This is a genomic window from Halorubrum sp. Atlit-26R, assembly GCF_003666015.1.
Lineage (GTDB): Archaea > Halobacteriota > Halobacteria > Halobacteriales > Haloferacaceae > Halorubrum.
Genome location: NZ_QPLT01000001.1, coordinates 223,622 through 239,296, shown reverse-complemented (window position 1 = coordinate 239,296; position 15,675 = coordinate 223,622). Strand labels below are relative to the sequence as shown.

At 69.9% G+C, this 15,675-nt stretch carries 17 protein-coding genes and 1 tRNA gene; 11 read left to right on the top strand and 7 right to left on the bottom strand.

The annotated features are described in order from the left end of the window. Positions 1-6: 6 nt before the first annotated feature. Together DVK07_RS01110 and DVK07_RS01105 are read left to right on the top strand one after the other, a co-directional pair. On the top strand, positions 7-1,167 hold the full coding sequence (locus DVK07_RS01110) for an aminopeptidase P family protein (RefSeq protein ID WP_121595323.1): 1,161 nt from the start codon (positions 7-9) through the stop codon (positions 1,165-1,167). A 253-nt stretch (positions 1,168-1,420) separates the two neighbouring features. Beyond that, positions 1,421-1,723, top strand: a complete 303-nt coding sequence (locus tag DVK07_RS01105) for a DUF5789 family protein (RefSeq protein ID WP_121595322.1) — start codon at positions 1,421-1,423, stop codon at positions 1,721-1,723. A gap of 486 nt (positions 1,724-2,209) precedes the next feature. Here the strand turns inward: DVK07_RS01105 and DVK07_RS01100 are convergent, their stop codons facing one another. Continuing rightward, on the bottom strand, positions 2,210-3,445 hold the full coding sequence (locus DVK07_RS01100; RefSeq protein WP_121595321.1) for a cation:proton antiporter: 1,236 nt from the start codon (positions 3,443-3,445) through the stop codon (positions 2,210-2,212). 76 nt (positions 3,446-3,521) lie between these two features. Beyond that, positions 3,522-4,004, bottom strand: coding sequence for a cation:proton antiporter regulatory subunit (locus DVK07_RS01095; protein WP_121595320.1), 483 nt, complete (start codon positions 4,002-4,004; stop codon positions 3,522-3,524). A 187-nt stretch (positions 4,005-4,191) separates the two neighbouring features. Between DVK07_RS01095 and DVK07_RS01090 the strand changes: the two genes are divergently transcribed. The 3 genes from DVK07_RS01090 to DVK07_RS01080 all read left to right on the top strand — a co-directional run bounded on the left by DVK07_RS01090 (position 4,192) and on the right by DVK07_RS01080 (position 6,939). After that, entirely contained in the window at positions 4,192-4,557 is a 366-nt protein-coding gene (locus DVK07_RS01090; protein ID WP_121595319.1) for a hypothetical protein, read from the top strand. Positions 4,558-4,593: 36 nt separating this feature from the next. Next, positions 4,594-5,517: an E3 ubiquitin ligase family protein gene (locus tag DVK07_RS01085; protein WP_233565357.1), complete on the top strand. Its 924-nt coding sequence runs from the start codon at positions 4,594-4,596 to the stop codon at positions 5,515-5,517. Positions 5,518-5,637: 120 nt separating this feature from the next. Then, positions 5,638-6,939 (top strand): ribonuclease R family protein, encoded by a 1,302-nt coding sequence (locus tag DVK07_RS01080; protein WP_121595318.1) that lies wholly within the window; start codon positions 5,638-5,640, stop codon positions 6,937-6,939. 18 nt (positions 6,940-6,957) lie between these two features. Here DVK07_RS01080 and DVK07_RS01075 read toward each other — a convergent pair whose 3' ends face one another. From DVK07_RS01075 to DVK07_RS01070, 3 genes are all read right to left on the bottom strand, one after another. Beyond that, positions 6,958-8,256 carry an MFS transporter gene (locus tag DVK07_RS01075; RefSeq protein ID WP_121595317.1) on the bottom strand — a complete coding sequence of 433 codons (1,299 nt, stop codon included), beginning with the start codon at positions 8,254-8,256 and terminating at the stop codon, positions 6,958-6,960. A gap of 92 nt (positions 8,257-8,348) precedes the next feature. Next, entirely contained in the window at positions 8,349-8,477 is a 129-nt protein-coding gene (locus DVK07_RS24170) for a hypothetical protein (protein WP_255410458.1), read from the bottom strand. 706 nt (positions 8,478-9,183) lie between these two features. Further along, positions 9,184-9,255: transfer RNA gene (locus DVK07_RS01070), tRNA-Ala, on the bottom strand. A gap of 260 nt (positions 9,256-9,515) precedes the next feature. Between DVK07_RS01070 and DVK07_RS01065 the strand changes: the two genes are divergently transcribed. From DVK07_RS01065 to DVK07_RS01055, 3 genes are all read left to right on the top strand, one after another. After that, positions 9,516-10,274, top strand: a complete 759-nt coding sequence (locus DVK07_RS01065; protein ID WP_121595316.1) for a DUF120 domain-containing protein — start codon at positions 9,516-9,518, stop codon at positions 10,272-10,274. Next, entirely contained in the window at positions 10,274-11,068 is a 795-nt protein-coding gene (gene ribB, locus DVK07_RS01060) for a 3,4-dihydroxy-2-butanone-4-phosphate synthase (RefSeq protein WP_121595315.1), read from the top strand. Before DVK07_RS01065 ends, ribB begins: the two co-directional genes overlap by 1 nt. A 665-nt stretch (positions 11,069-11,733) precedes the next feature. Continuing rightward, positions 11,734-12,663, top strand: coding sequence for a branched-chain amino acid transaminase (locus DVK07_RS01055; RefSeq protein WP_121595314.1), 930 nt, complete (start codon positions 11,734-11,736; stop codon positions 12,661-12,663). A gap of 39 nt (positions 12,664-12,702) precedes the next feature. Here the strand turns inward: DVK07_RS01055 and DVK07_RS01050 are convergent, their stop codons facing one another. Further along, positions 12,703-13,431 (bottom strand): DUF502 domain-containing protein, encoded by a 729-nt coding sequence (locus DVK07_RS01050; protein ID WP_121595313.1) that lies wholly within the window; start codon positions 13,429-13,431, stop codon positions 12,703-12,705. A gap of 86 nt (positions 13,432-13,517) precedes the next feature. Then, positions 13,518-14,357, bottom strand: a complete 840-nt coding sequence (locus tag DVK07_RS01045) for a proline dehydrogenase family protein (protein WP_121595312.1) — start codon at positions 14,355-14,357, stop codon at positions 13,518-13,520. A 105-nt stretch (positions 14,358-14,462) separates the two neighbouring features. On the opposite strand from DVK07_RS01045, the gene DVK07_RS01040 reads away from it, so the two are divergent. The 3 genes from DVK07_RS01040 to DVK07_RS23185 all read left to right on the top strand — a co-directional run bounded on the left by DVK07_RS01040 (position 14,463) and on the right by DVK07_RS23185 (position 15,585). Then, complete coding sequence (locus DVK07_RS01040; protein ID WP_121595311.1) at positions 14,463-15,005, top strand: CDP-2,3-bis-(O-geranylgeranyl)-sn-glycerol synthase; 543 nt, start codon at positions 14,463-14,465, stop codon at positions 15,003-15,005. Between the two features lie 152 nt (positions 15,006-15,157). Further along, positions 15,158-15,340 carry an HVO_0416 family zinc finger protein gene (locus DVK07_RS01035; RefSeq protein ID WP_017341975.1) on the top strand — a complete coding sequence of 61 codons (183 nt, stop codon included), beginning with the start codon at positions 15,158-15,160 and terminating at the stop codon, positions 15,338-15,340. An 86-nt stretch (positions 15,341-15,426) separates the two neighbouring features. Continuing rightward, positions 15,427-15,585 carry a hypothetical protein gene (locus tag DVK07_RS23185; protein ID WP_004598729.1) on the top strand — a complete coding sequence of 53 codons (159 nt, stop codon included), beginning with the start codon at positions 15,427-15,429 and terminating at the stop codon, positions 15,583-15,585. The last annotated feature ends 90 nt before the right edge of the window (positions 15,586-15,675 follow it).

The following is a 15,675-nucleotide window of genomic DNA, read 5'->3' as shown; positions in this document are numbered from 1 at the left end:
CGGCGCGTGACCGACGACGCACACGCGGATCGGTCGGAAGGAGAGCGACCGACCGACGCGCACGAGCGACGACGCGAACGGGCCGCGCGGCGGCTGGACGAGGTCGACGCGGCGGGGTTGGTCGCGTTCCCGAGCCGCAACCTCCGGTACCTCACCGGGTTCGCCGAGGACCCCGGCGAGCGGCACTTCTTCCTCGTCGTGCCGGCCGCGAGCGCGGCCGACCCGGAGCCGGCGCTGCTCGCGCCGGCGCTGTACGAGACGCAGGTCCGGGAGGCGACGGGTATCGCCGAGATACGGACGTGGAGCGACGGCGACGACCCGGTCGCGGCGACGCGCGAACTGCTCGCCGACCGCGGGCTGGACGGCGGGCGGCTGCTCGTCGACGATACCATGTGGGCGCGGTTCACGCAGGACCTCCGCGCGGCGGCGCCCGACGCGACGTGGGGGCTCGCGAGCGAGGCGCTCGCCGACCTCCGGGTCCGGAAGGACGAGGCCGAGCTGGCGGCGCTCCGCGAGGCGGCTGCGGTCGCGGACGCGGTCGTCGGGGACCTCCGCGAGCTGGGCGCCGACGCGGTCGGGCTGACCGAGGCCGCGCTCGCCGACTGGATCGCGGACCGGCTGGCCGAGCGCGGGGGGCGCGGCGTCAGCTTCGAGACGGTGGTCGCGGCGGGCGAGAACGGCGCGAAGCCCCACCACGGCCACGGCGACCGCGAGGTCCGGGCGGGCGAGCCGGTCGTCTTAGACTTCGGGACGCGCGTCGACGGCTACCCCTCCGACCAGACGCGGACGCTCGCCTTCGGCGGCGAGCCGAGCGAGGCGTACCGGGAGGTCCACGAGGTCGTGCGCGAGGCGCAGGCGGCCGGCGTGGAGGCGGTCGAGCCCGGCGTCCCCGCGTCGGCCGTCGACCGCGCCGCGCGCGACGTGATCGAGGCGGCGGGGTACGGCGACGCGTTCGTCCACCGGACCGGCCACGGCGTGGGGCTCGACGTCCACGAGGAGCCGTACCTCGTCGCGGGCAACGACCGCGCGCTGGAGCCGGGGATGGTCTGCTCCGTCGAGCCCGGGATCTACCTCGACGGGCGCTTCGGCTGTCGGATCGAGGACCTCGTGGTCGTCACCGAGGACGGCTGCGAGCGGCTGAACCGGACCGATCGCGGCTGGGCGTGACGGGCGGTGGGCGCCGCGGCTCGCAGTCGAGAGCGGTCGGCGGAAAACGCGGAGACCGGCGCGTCGACCGTCGACGCGCGAATACGGGAGTCGTGTGCCGTGCCCCCAACCGGAGATTATCTCCGGATACCATAACGGTGTTACCGAATTATTCCGGGTGTATTCTCTGAGTCGGACCGAGCGCGCGGGGCGACCTCGTGAGCGCCCGAGCGGCATCGAAACCATTAGTGTCGCCCGAGCGGAACCGCGGGGCATGAGCGACACCGATGCGGACGGGGAAGACGAGGAGGCGGAAGCGGAGCCGGCGGTCGAGCTCGGCGACGGGCCGGACGTGGCCGGCGAGCCGGTCGCCCGCGTCGCGTCGCGGCTCACCTGGCCCGCGAAGAACAGCGACGTCCGCGAACAGGAGGGCGACGCCGAGATCCGGACGCCCGACGGCCCGCAGACGCTCGACGACGTGCTCGCGGACTCGGAGGTCCCGCTGTTCGAGAGCCGGAGCGACTTCGTTCAGGCGGTCGAAGAGGTCGTCGGCCGCGGCCCGGTCGCGACCGAGTAAGCGTCGAGCGCGACGATTCTTTTATAAATAGCTCCGAGACGGCGAGTGACACTTATAAACCGGCGGTCGGCGCGTGCCGACGAGCGCCCGATAGGGCGCGAGTCGCTCGCGCGAGGGAGTCGGCGGTCCGGAGCGAAGCGGAGGACCGCCGACGAGGCTGGGGAGGTGTGAGGCGCTGTGCGGAGCGGTGCGGGGCGGGACTCAAAGGGGCAGCCGGGAGGCCGCCGGAGGCGTTCACGAGAGCGAAGCTCTCGTGAGCCAATCAGAACGCTCCGCGTTCTGATGACGACGCAAGCACCGCAGGAGCGAGTGAAACGAGCGACGAGGAGCGCAGCGAGCGTCCGGCGGCCTCCCGGCTGGGGCTTTGGCGGTGTTCGCCGCCGATCCGTAGTCGGCTATTTATAAGCGATCGACTGGGGCTTTGGTGGTGTTCACCGTCGACCCACTGACGACCATTTATAAACAAACGACCGCCACACCGACTTCCTACCCGCTCGCCCCGCTGCCGTCCGCGCCACCACGGTCCAGCCACGAGGTCGCGACCGACTCGAACGGGGCGGAGTAGCCCATCAGCGTCGTCCCCAGCACCGCCATCACGAGGACGTAGGCGACCGCGAACGCGTTGATCGTCCCCGCCAGGGCCGGGTCGAACGAGCCGGCGTTCGCGCCGGTGACCGCGACGGTCGCGATGATCAGCGAGAACTCGCCGCGGGTGGTCATCCCGAGGCCGACCCGGGTCGAGCGGCGGACGTCGAGGTCGAACGCGCGCCCGGCGAGGTAGCCGGTGACGACCTTCGTCGGCGTGGTGACGACGACGGCGAGCGCGACGAGCGCCGCGACGTCCGCGAACAGCGCGGGGTCGGTGACGAGCCCGATCCAGAAGAAGAACACCGCGGCGAAGAGGTCCCGGACCGGCTCTAAGACCGTCTCGATGGTGTGGACCCGGTCCGTCGCGGAGAACGCCATCCCGACGAAGAACGCCGCGACCGCCTCGCTGACGCCGAGCGCGAGCGCCGCGCCGGCGACGAACACGACCGCGGCCGCCGCGCGGAGCGCCACGAACTCCCGGTTGTCCGTCGCGACGAGCCGGTCGAAGAGCGGGGTGCCGAACCGGACGACCGCGAACAGCCCGGCGATGAACCCCAAGGCGATCCCCACGTCGACCGCGGCCGCCGCGACGTCGCCGCCGCCGAGCACCAAGGCGGACGCGACGGAGAGGTACACCGCGATGAACAGGTCCTCGTACACTAAGGTGCCGAGCATCGGCTCCGCCTCGTCGTTGGCGATCCAGCCGAGGTCGATGAGCGACTTCGTGATCACCGCCGACGAGGAGATGTAGACGATCCCGGCGATCAGAAACGCCGGGAGGAACGCACCGAAGACGAGCCAGCCGAGGACGAGCCCGACCCCGAAGTTCGCGAGGTCGATCGTCCCCGCCGTCCCGATCGGTCCCCGCCGGGCGAGCAGCCGGTCGAGGTTGAACTCCAACCCGAGGAAGAAGAGGAGGAAGACGATCCCCAACTCCGCGCCCAGCGAGATGAACTCCGTCTCTGGGACGTAGGCGGTCCCGATCACCGGGAGCGCGAGTCGACCGAGGACGAACTCCCCGAGCAGCATCCCGACGAGGATGTACGCGGGGATCACGGACTGCCCGAGGCGGTTCGCGACCGCGCCGGCGACCGCGACCGCAGCGAACATGACGCCGACGTCGAGCAGCGCCACTACCGGTCACCTCCGGGAGAGCGGACCGTACCGCCGCGCCCCGACGCGCCGAAACCGGCGGCGCCGTGCCGGCCGCTCATTCGGTGAGGATCTCCTCGAACGCCTCGCAGTTCTCGGGCGTGCCGACCCCGATCAGGGTGTCGCCCTCGCGGAGGGTGGTGCCGGCGCCCGGACTGTCGAGCACCCCGTCGCCGCGTTGGATGGCGACGACGGCGAGCCCGGTCCGGTTGCCGATGTCGGCGCTCTCCAGCGTCTCGCCGACGAGCGGCGAACCCGGGGGAAGCTCGTACCACTCCAGCAGGATCCCCCCCGGCAGCGTCGTCTCCTGCGTGTCGGGCTCGACCGGCTGGAAGTACGCCCCCTCGATGATCGAGCCGATCGTCCGCGCGAGGTCGTCGGAGAACTCGAACGCCTTCTCGGAGTCGGCGTCGGGGTCGCTCCGGCGGAACACCTCCCGTTTCCCGGTGTTGTGGATGACGACGATCATCTCCTCGCCGTCGCCTAACTCGATCTCGAACTTCTTGCCGACACCGGGGAGGTCGGACTCGCTGATCGTCATACGGGCCTCAGCGCGCCCACCGTAATATGTCTGTACGTCGGCTTCCGGGAGCCGCGGTCGGCGACCGTTCCGAAACACCGTCCGACCGCCGACCCGAAACACCGTCCGACCACCGACCCGAAACACCGTCCGACGGGCGTCAGCCGCCGCACCAAACGCTAAGTGGGGCGGGACCGAGGGACTCCGTATGTGGCGCTCCCGAGGGAGCCGGGACCGGCGGACGGTGGTGTGTATCGCGTGCGGGGACTCGGTGTTGCGGGAGGACGCCCGCGAGTACGACAAGGAGGGCGACCGCTGGAGCCGACGCGACAAGGAGTTCGAGTACCTCTGTGCCGACTGCGACGACGAGATCTCCCACCAGCCGCGCGACGGGCTCGAATCGCTGATCCTCTCGATCGAGTCCGACGGCCTCTCCACCGAGGAGTTCCTCGACCGCTACGCCGACGCGGTCGCGGACGACGCCGACGACCGGCCCGACGAGGGCGGCGCCGGGAGCCGCTCGGACCGCGACCGCTCGGACCGCACGCGCTCCGACCGCGACCGCGACCGATAATTCTACCCGTCGCGGCTCGGTACCGCGACCGTACGCATGCGCGCCCTCCACGTAGCGGCCGCGACCGCTGACCTCGTCTCGGCCGTCGCCAGCACCGTCGACCCCGTCCCGACCGCTATCGCCGCCGTCGACTCCGTTCCGATCGCCGTCAGCGCCGTCGACTCCGTTCCGATCGCCGTCAGCGCCGTCGATCCCGTCACGACCGTCATCGGCGCCGGCGCGGTTGTCCTCGGACTCGCGTTCCTCGCGCGCGGCGCGAGCGGCACCGTCGACGCGGTCCGGCTCCTCCGAACGACGGCGACGAGTCCGGCCGGGCTCGACGGCGCGGAGCGGCGGATACGGGTCACGGGCCGCGTCGCCGCGGTCGACGACGAGACCCTCCCGGCGCCGTTCGGCGGCGACCCGTGTCTCTGCGTCGAGTACGACGTCTCCGAGCTCCGCAGTCAGGGCAAAGGGCAGTCGTGGGTGACGATCGACGGGGGAGAGGCCGGCGTCCCCTTCCGGGTCGACGACGGCGGGACCGGCGTCCGGGTCGACCCCGCGGCGGCGACGTTCTCGCTCGACGTCGACGAGAAGGTCAAGCTCGACGCCGGAGAGGAACCCCCCGAGCGCGTCCGGGGGTTCATCGACGCGGTCGACGAGGTCGACGACACGGAGACGGGGTACGAGGTCGGCCCGCTCACGATCGGCGACGACCCGCGGCGCCGGTACGTCCAGCGGACGCTCCGCCCGGGCGACGAGGTGACGGTCGTCGGCGACGGCGAGGCGTTCCCCGACGCGCCCGTCGGCGAGGTGAAATCGCGGATCGCGGGCGGCTCGCCGTTCGTCGTCTCGGACGCGGGTGCGCGGCGGACCGCGCTCCGGCTTGTCGGCTCGTCGGCGGTCCCGATCCTCCTCGGCGCCCTCGCGCTCGGCATCGCGGCCCTGCTGCTGTCGCCGATCGTCACGACGCTCGCCTGAGGCCGCTCTGCGACCGCTGCCGCGCGTCCCGGCGGCGCGCAGAGCGCTCGCCGCTCGCGCCGCCAGCGCCGCGCTCCCCCGCCCGACAGGCCTTTCTAACGGACCCGCGTTGGTGGAGGTATGTCAGACGACGAGCCGAAGCAAGGGTCCGCCGAGGACCAGGGCCCCGTGACGATCACGCCGGCGCTCGCGGACCGACTCGCCGAGAAGCGCGAGGAGCTGTTCGAGGAGTTCGAGATCCGCGACGAGTTCCCGAGCGAGGTCCTCCGCGAGGCCGAGGCCCGAACCGAGGGCGTCTACGAGGAGATCGAGGCCGAGATCGACGAGCGCGAGGACCTCCGCGACCTCACCACCTGGACCACCGACCCGGTCGACGCGCAGGACTTCGACGACGCCATCTCCATCGAGCGCGAGGAGGGCGCCTACCGGCTGTGGGTCCACATCGCCGACGTCACCCACTACGTCACGCCCGACACCGCGATGTGGGAGGAGGCGGTCGAGCGCGCCAACACCGTCTACCTGCCCGACTACACGATCCACATGCTCCCGCCGGTGCTGGCCGAGACCGTCTGCTCGCTCGTCCCGAACGAGGACCGGCTCGCGCACACCGTCGAGATGGAGATCGACGACGAGACCCTCTCCTTCGAGGACATCGACATCTACAAATCGGTGATCAACTCCGACGAGCGGCTCACCTACAAGGAGTGCGAGAACCGCCTCGACGACCCCGACCTGCCACTGAGCGAGGAGAACCAGCTGGCCTTCGAGCTCGCGGACCGGATGCACGAGCAGCGCAAGGCGGACGGCTCGCTCGTTCTCAACCCCCGGCGCGACCGCGCGCACACCATCATCGAGGAGTCGATGCTGAAGGCGAACAAGGCGGTGACGCACACGCTGATGTGGGACCGCGGCGTCGAGGCGATGTACCGCGTCCACCCGCAGCCGACCCCCGACCAGTGGAACGAGGCCTTAAAAGAGATCCAGGAGCTCGACGGCGTCTCCATCCCCGGCGACGCGTGGGGCGACGACCCACGGAAGGCGGTCAACGCCGCCCTCGAGGAGTCGCCCGAGCGCCAGCTCAACAAGATCCAGCGCGCCGTGCTGAAGGTGATGCCCCGCGCGAAGTACATGAACGACCCGTTCGGCGGCCACCACGCGCTCAACTTCGACATCTACGGCCACTTCACCTCGCCGATCCGCCGCCTGTCGGACACGATCAACCACTGGATCGTCCACGAGAACGACGTGCCCGAGACCCTCGTCGAGCTCTGCGACCACGCCAGCGACAAGCAGAAGGACGGCGAGACGGCGGAGCGGCTCTACAAGCAGTTCCTCCAAGAGCAGGGTCTCGACCCGTACGCGGTCAACAACCGCGGCCTCGAGGTCGTCGAGGACCCCGAGGAGGCGAAACACTCCGCCTGAGCGGCCGTCGGCCGACGCTCAGTCGCGCCGCGTCGCGAACCGCGTGACCGCGGTGGCCGACAGCGCGCCGAGCGCCGCGATGACCGCCAGGACGACGAACAGCTCTCGGGGCCCGGCGCGGGTGAGAACCGTCCCGGCCAGCGTGGAGCCGAGCGCGCCGATCCCGAAGATCCCGACGTACGTGTAGCCGAACGAGAGGCCGCGCGCCTCGCTCGGCGAGTAGGCGGCGACGGTCGCCTGCGAGAGCGGCTGGACCGTGAACAGCGCGACGCCGAGCGCGAGCGACACCGCGACGAAGGTGGCGACCGTGCCCGTGGCGGGGATGAAGAGCAGCGCGAGCGCCGAGAGGACGCCCATCAGCGCCATCAGTCCCCACTCCGGGGGAACGCGGTCGGCGATCCGGCCGCCGAGGTACTGCCCGAACACGCCGACCGTGAGGACCGCCACGTACAGGTACCGCCCCACGTCGAACTGGTCGGCGTAGGGGCTCGACGGGTCGACCAGTTGGACGTCGACGAGCCCGCCGAGCACGTCGCCGAGGAGGTCCGGGAGGAACGTGAGGAACGTCCGGTAGTAGAGCCCACTGAACGTGACGAACGCGAACACGATCAGGAACCCGCCGGCTATCAGGAGCCGCGTGTCCGAGAGGATCGACGGTAGCGAGACCTCCCCCTTCGTCCCGTCGTCCGACGCGCCGTCCGGCTCGGCGGCGTCGCCCGCGTCGGCGGAGCCAGTTCCGTCGGCGCCCGCGTCAGCGGCGTCGCCCGCGTCGTCGACGTCGACGGTGAGGCCGTACGCGGCGACGGCGACCGCGGGCAGCGCGAGCGCGGCCGTCACGAGCCGCCAGTCGAATGCCAAGAGCAGCAGCGCCGTCGCCAGCGGGCCGAGCGCGATCCCGAGGTTTCCGCCGATCCCGTGGTAGCCGAGCGCGGTCCCGCGCTGGTCGATCGACGTCGAGAGCAGCGACAGCCCCGCCGGGTGGTAGACGCTCGCGGTGAGCCCCCACACGGCGATCGCCGCGGCGAGGACGGGGAGCGTCGGCGAGACGCTCACGAGGAGGAACGACCCCGCCATCCCGGCGAGGCAGGCGAGGATGAGCGGCTTCGACCCGAAGCTGTCGACGAGGATTCCGCCCGGCAGCGCGCCGACGCCGAACAGCCCGTAGCCGAGCGTGACGACGACGCCGAGCGCGGCGGCGGTCGTCGAGAACTCTCCGACCCACACCGTCAACAGGATCGGGATCGACAGCTCGTAGGTGTGAACGAGCCCGTGCGATCCCGCGGTGAACGTGACGATCCGGCGCTCGGCGGCGTCCATGTGCTCCGACGGTTCGGCGGGTCGGGTCATAACCTCGGGGGTAGCCGCCGCGGTTGCCGAGAGTCGGGGCGGCGCGGGCCGGCGGCCGGTGCCTACAACGACGAGGTGTACAGCAGCAGGCCGACGGAGATGATGGTGACGAGCAGGATCCACCCGACCATTACCGCCCCCATCTGCCGGTGCGTGAGGTTCGTTCCCTCAAGGAACTCTGAGATGCCCATACGACGCTCAACTTACTCGGGATATATAAGCGGTCTGGGTCCGGGAGGGATCGGTCACAATGCCGGCGTAAGAACCGCTTCCCCGGGTTCAGCGTTCGCCTTCCCGGTCTCGGAGGAAGCTTCAAAGCGAGCGAAGGAGTGGACTCGCGGGGGTCCCGCGAGCGAACGGAGTGAGCGAGTGGGACCACGCGAGGGAACGACTAAGCGAACGGAGTGAGCGAAGGAGTGGACTCGCGGGGATTTTGAACCAGAACCAGACGTGCTCGCTCGCTTCGCTCGCTGCGCGCGACTGGTAGGGTTCAAACCCCGCTCGTTACAGACTTGCGCCGCTCGCGACGTTGCTCGCGGCGCAAAAACATGGACTCGCGGGGGTCCCGCGAGCGAACGGAGTGAGCGAGTGGGACCACGCGAGGGAACGACTAAGCGAACGAAATGAGCGAAGGAGTGGACTCGCGGGGGTCCCGCGAGCGAACGGAGTGAGCGAGTGGGACCACGCGAGGGAACGACTAAGCGAACGAAATGAGCGAAGGAGTGGACTCGCGGGGGTCCCGCGAGCGAACGGAGTGAGCGAGTGGGACCACGCGAGGGAACGACTAAGCGAACGAAATGAGCGAAGGAGTGGACTCGCGGGGGTCCCGCGAGCGAACGGAGTGAGCGAGTGGGACCACGCGAGGGAACGACTAAGCGAACGAAATGAGCGAAGGAGTGGACTCGCGGGGATTTGAACCCCGGGCCTCTTCCTTGCGAAGGAAGCGATCTGCCACTGATCTACGAGCCCTCATCACGAATCAATCCCCGTTCGTATTTGTACCTTACCTTTCGCTGACCGGTGCGGGAGACGCTCACATCCGAGAACCGAACCGGTTCGGGGAATCGCCGGAGACGCCGCGAAGCCGACCGGCACCGACGGGATTACATATCCAGCGCGGGAACTATCGGTTCCAGCGGTTTTCCGGTCGGTTCCGCCGACCGCTTAACGTTTCTGAGACGTGTTCCATATTCGTTACCCTTTTGCCCGCGGACGACCGAGCGTATCGTATGTCAGACGCGACGGCGACCGACGCGGCGGCCGACGTGGACCCGGCCGCGCTCGCGGCCCTCAAACACGTCGGGCTGGTCGGCGGCCTCTCCGAGACGAAGGTGTCGTGCGCGGCGCTGGGCGACCGGCTCGACGCCTCCACGCAGACCGCCTCCAGACGCCTCCAGACGCTCGAATCCGCGGGCTACGTCGAGCGCGACGTGGTCAGCGACGGGCAGTGGGTCCGCGTGACGGACGCGGGCGAGGCCGCGCTCCGCGCGGAGTACGCCGACTACCGCCGCCTGTTCGAGTCGGACGTCGAACTCTCGCTCCGGGGGTCGGTCACCGGCGGGATGGGCGAGGGGCGCCACTACATCACGCTGCCGGGCTACGCCGAGCAGTTCCGCGAGCGGCTCGGCTACGACCCGTTCCCGGGCACGCTCAACGTCGACCTCACCGAGGAGAGCGTCCGCCGGCGCGGCGAGATGGCCGGCATCGACGCCGTCCCCATCGACGCGTGGGAGGGCGAGGACCGCACCTACGGCGCCGCCACCTGCTACGGGGTCACCCTCGTCGCGGACGGCGAGCGCTACGAGGCGGTCCACGCCATCGTCCCCGACCGGACCCACCACGACGACGACCAGCTCGAGCTGATCGCGCCGGACCGGCTGCGCGACGCACTCGACCTCGCGGACGGCGACGCGGTGGAGGTCCGCGTCGAGCCGACGAGCCGCGCGGACGAGCCCGGATCGGCCGCGGTCGAGACGGAGGCCGCCTGATGCGCGCCGACGTCGACGCCGACCCGGAGGCGAGCGCGGGCGCGGCCGACGCCGCCGCCGAGAGCGACGCTACCGGCGAACCCGATGCCGCCGAGACCGACCCCGCGGGGACCGCCGAGTCCGCGGACGCGACCGACCCCGTCGAGCGCGCGCTCGACGCCTTCCGCGCGGGCGACCCCGTCTGCGTCCACGACTTCGCGGACCGGGAAGGCGAGACAGACATCGTCTACCCCGCCGGCGCGGTCGACGAGGCCGCGGTCGCGCACATGCGCAACGACGCGGGCGGCCTGATCTGCGTGGCCGTGAGCGACGCGGTCGGCGACGCGTTCGACCTGCCGTTCCTCGCGGACGCGCTCGACCACCCCGCGGTCGACGACGACCCGGACTACGACGACCGCTCCTCGTTCTCGCTGCCCGTGAACCACCGCGACACGTTCACCGGGATCACCGACGCGGACCGCGCGAAGACCATCGTCGAGGTGGCGAACGCGGCCGGCCGCGTCCGCGACGACCCGGCCGGCTACGGGCCCGAGGACTTCGCGGCGGAGTTCCGCGCGCCCGGCCACGTCCACGTCCTGCGCGGCGACCGCGACGGCCTCGACGGCCGGACGGGCCACACCGAACTCGGCCTCGCGATGGCCGAGGCCGTCGGCGCCGCGCCCGCCGCCGTCGTCTGCGAGATGCTCGACGACGAGACCGGCGACGCGCTCTCGCCCGCGGACGCCGCCGCCTACGCGGCCCGCCGCGACATCCCCTACGTCGAGGGCGCAGCCCTCGTCGAGGCGCTGAAGTAGGACCTCCCACGCTGCTGTCGGCGCGCGCCTCCGAGCGGCCGTTTTTAAACGGCCGCGAGGAGCGCGTGCGAGGGAGTCGGCCGACCGGAGCGAAGCGGAGGGAGGCCGACAAGGCTGGGGAGGCGTGAGGTGCGGTGCGGTGCGGAGCGGTGCGGGGCGGGACTCAAAGGGGCAGTCGCGAGGACGGCGCAGGCGACGCAAGCACTGGAAGGAGCGAACGAAGTGAGCGACTGAAGCGCGCAGCGAGCGTGCGCCGTCCTCGCGACTGGGGCTTTGGAAGTGTTTTCCGCCGATCAGTGGTTGTGTATTTATAAATGAGCGACTGGGGCTTTGGAAGTGTTTTCCGCCGATCAGTGGTTGTGTATTTATAAATGAGCGACTGGGGCTTTGGAAGTGTTTTCCGCCGATCAGTGGTTGAATATTTATAAATGAGCGATTGGGGCTTTGAAGGTGTTCTCCGCCGATCAGTGGTCGTGTATTTATAAACGAGCGACTGGGGCTTCAACGGTGTCCGCCGTCGATCCGCAGTCTATTATTGATAAATGAGCGGCTGGAGCTTCGGAACGGTTCCCCGTCGCTCCGTCACCGGAGTCCGATCTCGCTTCCTCGCGGCAGTCCCCGACCGGTTGTCACAGTTTTAAGCCCGCCGGCCGCAACCACGCAGTATGGGATTCGATGAGATGGACGTCGACACGATCTGGAAGAACGGGGAGTTCCTCGACTGGGAGGACGCGACGACCCACGTTCTGACCCACGCGCTCCACTACGGGAGCGGCGTGTTCGAGGGCGTCCGCTGTTACGACACCGAGCAGGGGCCGGCGATCTTCCGGTGGGAGGAGCACCTCGACCGGCTGTTCGACTCCGCGAAGATGTACGACATGGAGATCGAGCACTCTCGGGAGGAGATCACCGAGGCCACCCTCGAACTGCTCGACCGGCAGGACCTCGACTCCGCGTACGTCCGGCCGATCGCCTACTACGGCTACGACTCGCTGGGCGTCTCCCCGAAGGACTGCCCGACCGACCTCGTCCTCGCCGCGTGGCCGTGGGGGGCGTACCTCGGCGAGGAGGCCCTCGAGGAGGGCGTCGACGTGATGGTCTCCTCGTGGCGGAAACACGCCTCCTCGCAGGTGCCGACGAACGTGAAGACGACCGGGCTCTACGTCAACTCCATGCTGGCGGGCGAGGAGGCGCGCCGGAACGGCTACGTCGAGGCCATCGTCCTCAACAAGGAGGGGAACGTCGCCGAGGGGCCGGGCGAGAACGTCTTCATGGTGAACGACGGCGAGATATACACCACCGGGCCGGCCCAGTCCATCCTCGAAGGGATCACCCGCGACACCGTGATCACGCTCGCCGAGGAGCGCGGCTACGAGGTCCACGACGAGGCCGTCATCTCCCGGGGCCAGCTGTACACCACCGACGAGCTGTTCTTCACCGGCTCCGCCGCGGAGGTCACCCCGATCCGCTCGGTCGACGACACGGAGATCGGCTCTGGGACGCGCGGCCCCGTCACCGAGGAGCTCCAGCAGGCCTTCTTCGACCTCGTCGAGCGGCGGACGGACGACCACGACGAGTGGTTCACGTACCTCTGAGCCGGGAGGCCTGACCGCGGGCGGACGCCTCGAACCGCCTCACTCGGCCGAACTGCTGCCCTCGGCCGCCGACCCGTCCCCGTCGCCGGGAGTCCCGTCGCCGGGAGTCCCGTCGGTCCGGACGCGTCCGAACCCGTCGGCGGTGTCCGCACCGTCGCCTCCGGCGGGCTCCTCCTCGTGGACGGGGACCTGGTGGGCCGACTCCGCGAACCCCGCCGAGAGGACCCGCGTCATCCCCTCCTCGACCGTCTCGCCGGTCTCCTCAATCCGCTCCGGCTCGACCTCGATAACGAAGCCGGTGGTGATGTTCGGCGCGGTCGGCATGAACAGGACGATCTTGCCGTCGCGGGTCTTCTTCCCGGTCCGGAACGCGGTCATCCGGATGCCGGGCCACGTCTCGATGTACACCGGGCTCTGCAGCTCGTCGGTACCGGAGATCGCCGTCTCGATCGCGAGCTTCGAGGCGTTGTACACCACCCGTAGCGCCGGGATCCGGTTTATCGTGTCGTCGACCGCCGACTCCGCCAAGCGACCGAGCGTGGTCCGCATGAAGTACCCGACCGCGAGGACGACGGTCGCGAACACCGCGAACGCGATCACCACCCGGGAGACGGGCTCTAACGGCGCCGGGATGACCTCGGGCTGGAGCCCCTCGATCAGCGGGATCGACGCGATGTACTGGTAGATCCAGCGGAGGACGAGCAGTAAAACGAGGAGCGGCGCCAGCACGATGAGCCCGCTGGCGAAGTCGCGTTTCCACGTGGACATCTATCGCGTTGGTATGTGTCGGCGACCCTTAAGAGGGCTTCTACGCACGGGGCCGGAACGGAGCGGAGTCGGCGGGGGCGACGCCGTCACCGACCGAGGACGGCCCGCACCGCGAACGTCAGGTTCTCCTTGCGCTCGCGGACGCGTCGGTAGAAGTACGAGAGCCACTTGTCGCCGTACGGCGCGTACTGGTACACGTCGACCCCCTGCGCGGCGAGGTCGCGCTGTGCGTCCTCGCGGACCCCCATCAGCATCTGGACCTCGTAGTCGGCGCCGTGCTCGCGCGCGATCCGGTCCGCCAGCGAGATCATCTCGGGGTCGTGGCTGCCGACGGCGATCCCTCGGTCGCGCCGCTCGAAGAGGAACCGGAGGTCGTCGCGGTACGCCTCGTCGACGCGCGCCTTGTCCGTGTACGCGATCGACGACGGCTCGTCGTACGCCCCCTTCACGAGCCGGATCTTGCCGGGGACGTCGACGAGACGGTCGAGGTCGTCCGCGGTCCGCTTGAGGTTCGACTGGATACACTGGCCGACGCTCCACGGGTAGTCGGCGGCGATGGACTCGAAGGCGTCGAGGGTGGCGTCGGTGGTGTCGGCGTCCTCCATGTCGCACCAGACGAACGCACCGAGTTCGTGGGCGCGGGCGACGATCTCGCGGTAGTGCTCCTCGAACAGGTCCGGCGAGACGTCCATCCCGATCTGGGAGGGCTTCACCGAAACGCAGGCGTCGAGGCCGCTGTCGGCGATGTCGTCGAGCAGTTGGAGGTAGGCGTCGGCGTCCGCGCGAGCGTCGTCGGGATCGCCGTAGTGCTCGCCGAGCAGGTTCAGGATGACCGCGACGCCGTCCTCGTTCGCGGCGCGGGCGTGGTCGAGGGCCGCCGGGACGCTCTCGCCGGCGACGAACCGCCGGGCGATAGGGGGGATCATATGACGACTTCCGGACGGAGCGAACTTTACCTTTGCCGACCCGGCGGCCGTGACCGGGAGCCCCGAACCGAGGTTTATAACACGCCGCGCGTCGCCCGTGAGGACATGATCGGTACGCTCGTTGCGACCGCGTTCTGGGCGATGCTCCCGGCGTACGTCCCGAACAACGCCGCGGTGTTGGCCGGCGGGGGGCGCCCCATCGACGGCGGCCGCGAGTGGCGCGGCGCGCGGCTGCTCGGCGACGGGAAGACGTGGCGCGGCACCGCGGTCGGCACCCTCGTCGGCGTGCTGCTCGCGCTCGCGCTCAACCGCCTCAACGACCCCGCGAGCGCCGCGCTGGGCGCCGAGCTGCCGACGTTCGCGCTCCCGGCGGCGTTCGCGCTCGCGTTCGGCGCGATGTGCGGCGACATCGGCGCCTCGTTCCTCAAGCGGCGGTCCGGGCGCGAGCGCGGCGCCGCGTTCCCCGGGCTCGACCAGCTCGACTTCGTCGTCGGCGCGCTGGGCCTCGTCTTCCTCGTCGACGCCGACTGGGCGCTCGCGGTGTTCAGGCCCCCCGTCCTCGCGGTCGTCCTCGTGATGACGCCCGTCCTCCACGTCGTCACGAACGTCGGCGCGTACGCGCTCGGCGTCAAAAACGAGCCCTGGTAAGCGGAGGCGGGAGTTCGCTCTCCGGTGCCGGCCGCGCTGTGAAGTTGTGTATCGAACTGATTTCTCGCAGAAACTGATCACTCGTCCGCGTAATTCGCAGCGACGAGAACGGCAGAAAGATATATATGCTGGTGTGACATACCATATCACGCATGTCCAGTAGTGCACCCAGCTCGGACGACGACGTGTTCGACGAGTTCCTCTCCGATCACGGCCACGAGACAGAGATCGTACGCTGGGAGCGATCCTATAACAAGCTCCAGTGTCCCGAGTGCGGTGCGCTCCACGAGGAAGGGTCCGCGCGGTGTTCCGTCTGCGACTGGCGGCCGAACTGACGCCCGGGTCGACGCCCGGTTCCGCGAATTTTCTTTCCGTCATACTCCCCGGTAGTATTATGTGGAATTACTCGATAGTGTGTACCATGCCGACCTGTCAGAACTGCGGTTCGTTCGTCACGACAGATTACGTTCGGGTGTTCACGCCGAACGAGGTCGATCGGCCCCGCGTCTGTCCGGCCTGCGAGGACATGGTCCGCGACGGCGCCGACGTCCGCGAAGCGCGCGCGACGCGGAGCAGTTGACGAGCCGACCGAGCGATGAAACGCCGCGCCGACGGGGCCGAACCGGGACTCGGGGTGGTCCAAGCGCCGCGGACCGGTGCCCGGAGTGGA

Bases quoted from the DNA above. Each gene is read 5' to 3' on its own strand.
- DVK07_RS01105 (WP_121595322.1), top strand. From the start codon at position 1,421: ATGAGCGACACCGATGCGGACGGGGAAGACGAGGAGGCGGAAGCGGAG.
- DVK07_RS01095 (WP_121595320.1), bottom strand. From the start codon at position 4,004: ATGACGATCAGCGAGTCCGACCTCCCCGGTGTCGGCAAGAAGTTCGAG.
- DVK07_RS01090 (WP_121595319.1), top strand. From the start codon at position 4,192: ATGTGGCGCTCCCGAGGGAGCCGGGACCGGCGGACGGTGGTGTGTATC.
- DVK07_RS01085 (WP_233565357.1), top strand. From the start codon at position 4,594: ATGCGCGCCCTCCACGTAGCGGCCGCGACCGCTGACCTCGTCTCGGCC.
- DVK07_RS01080 (WP_121595318.1), top strand. From the start codon at position 5,638: ATGTCAGACGACGAGCCGAAGCAAGGGTCCGCCGAGGACCAGGGCCCC.
- DVK07_RS01075 (WP_121595317.1), bottom strand. From the start codon at position 8,256: ATGGACGCCGCCGAGCGCCGGATCGTCACGTTCACCGCGGGATCGCAC.
- DVK07_RS24170 (WP_255410458.1), bottom strand. From the start codon at position 8,477: ATGGGCATCTCAGAGTTCCTTGAGGGAACGAACCTCACGCACCGGCAG.
- DVK07_RS01065 (WP_121595316.1), top strand. From the start codon at position 9,516: ATGTCAGACGCGACGGCGACCGACGCGGCGGCCGACGTGGACCCGGCC.
- ribB (WP_121595315.1), top strand. From the start codon at position 10,274: ATGCGCGCCGACGTCGACGCCGACCCGGAGGCGAGCGCGGGCGCGGCC.
- DVK07_RS01055 (WP_121595314.1), top strand. From the start codon at position 11,734: ATGGGATTCGATGAGATGGACGTCGACACGATCTGGAAGAACGGGGAG.
- DVK07_RS01050 (WP_121595313.1), bottom strand. From the start codon at position 13,431: ATGTCCACGTGGAAACGCGACTTCGCCAGCGGGCTCATCGTGCTGGCG.
- DVK07_RS01045 (WP_121595312.1), bottom strand. From the start codon at position 14,357: ATGATCCCCCCTATCGCCCGGCGGTTCGTCGCCGGCGAGAGCGTCCCG.
- DVK07_RS01040 (WP_121595311.1), top strand. From the start codon at position 14,463: ATGATCGGTACGCTCGTTGCGACCGCGTTCTGGGCGATGCTCCCGGCG.
- DVK07_RS01035 (WP_017341975.1), top strand. From the start codon at position 15,158: ATGTCCAGTAGTGCACCCAGCTCGGACGACGACGTGTTCGACGAGTTC.
- DVK07_RS23185 (WP_004598729.1), top strand. From the start codon at position 15,427: ATGCCGACCTGTCAGAACTGCGGTTCGTTCGTCACGACAGATTACGTT.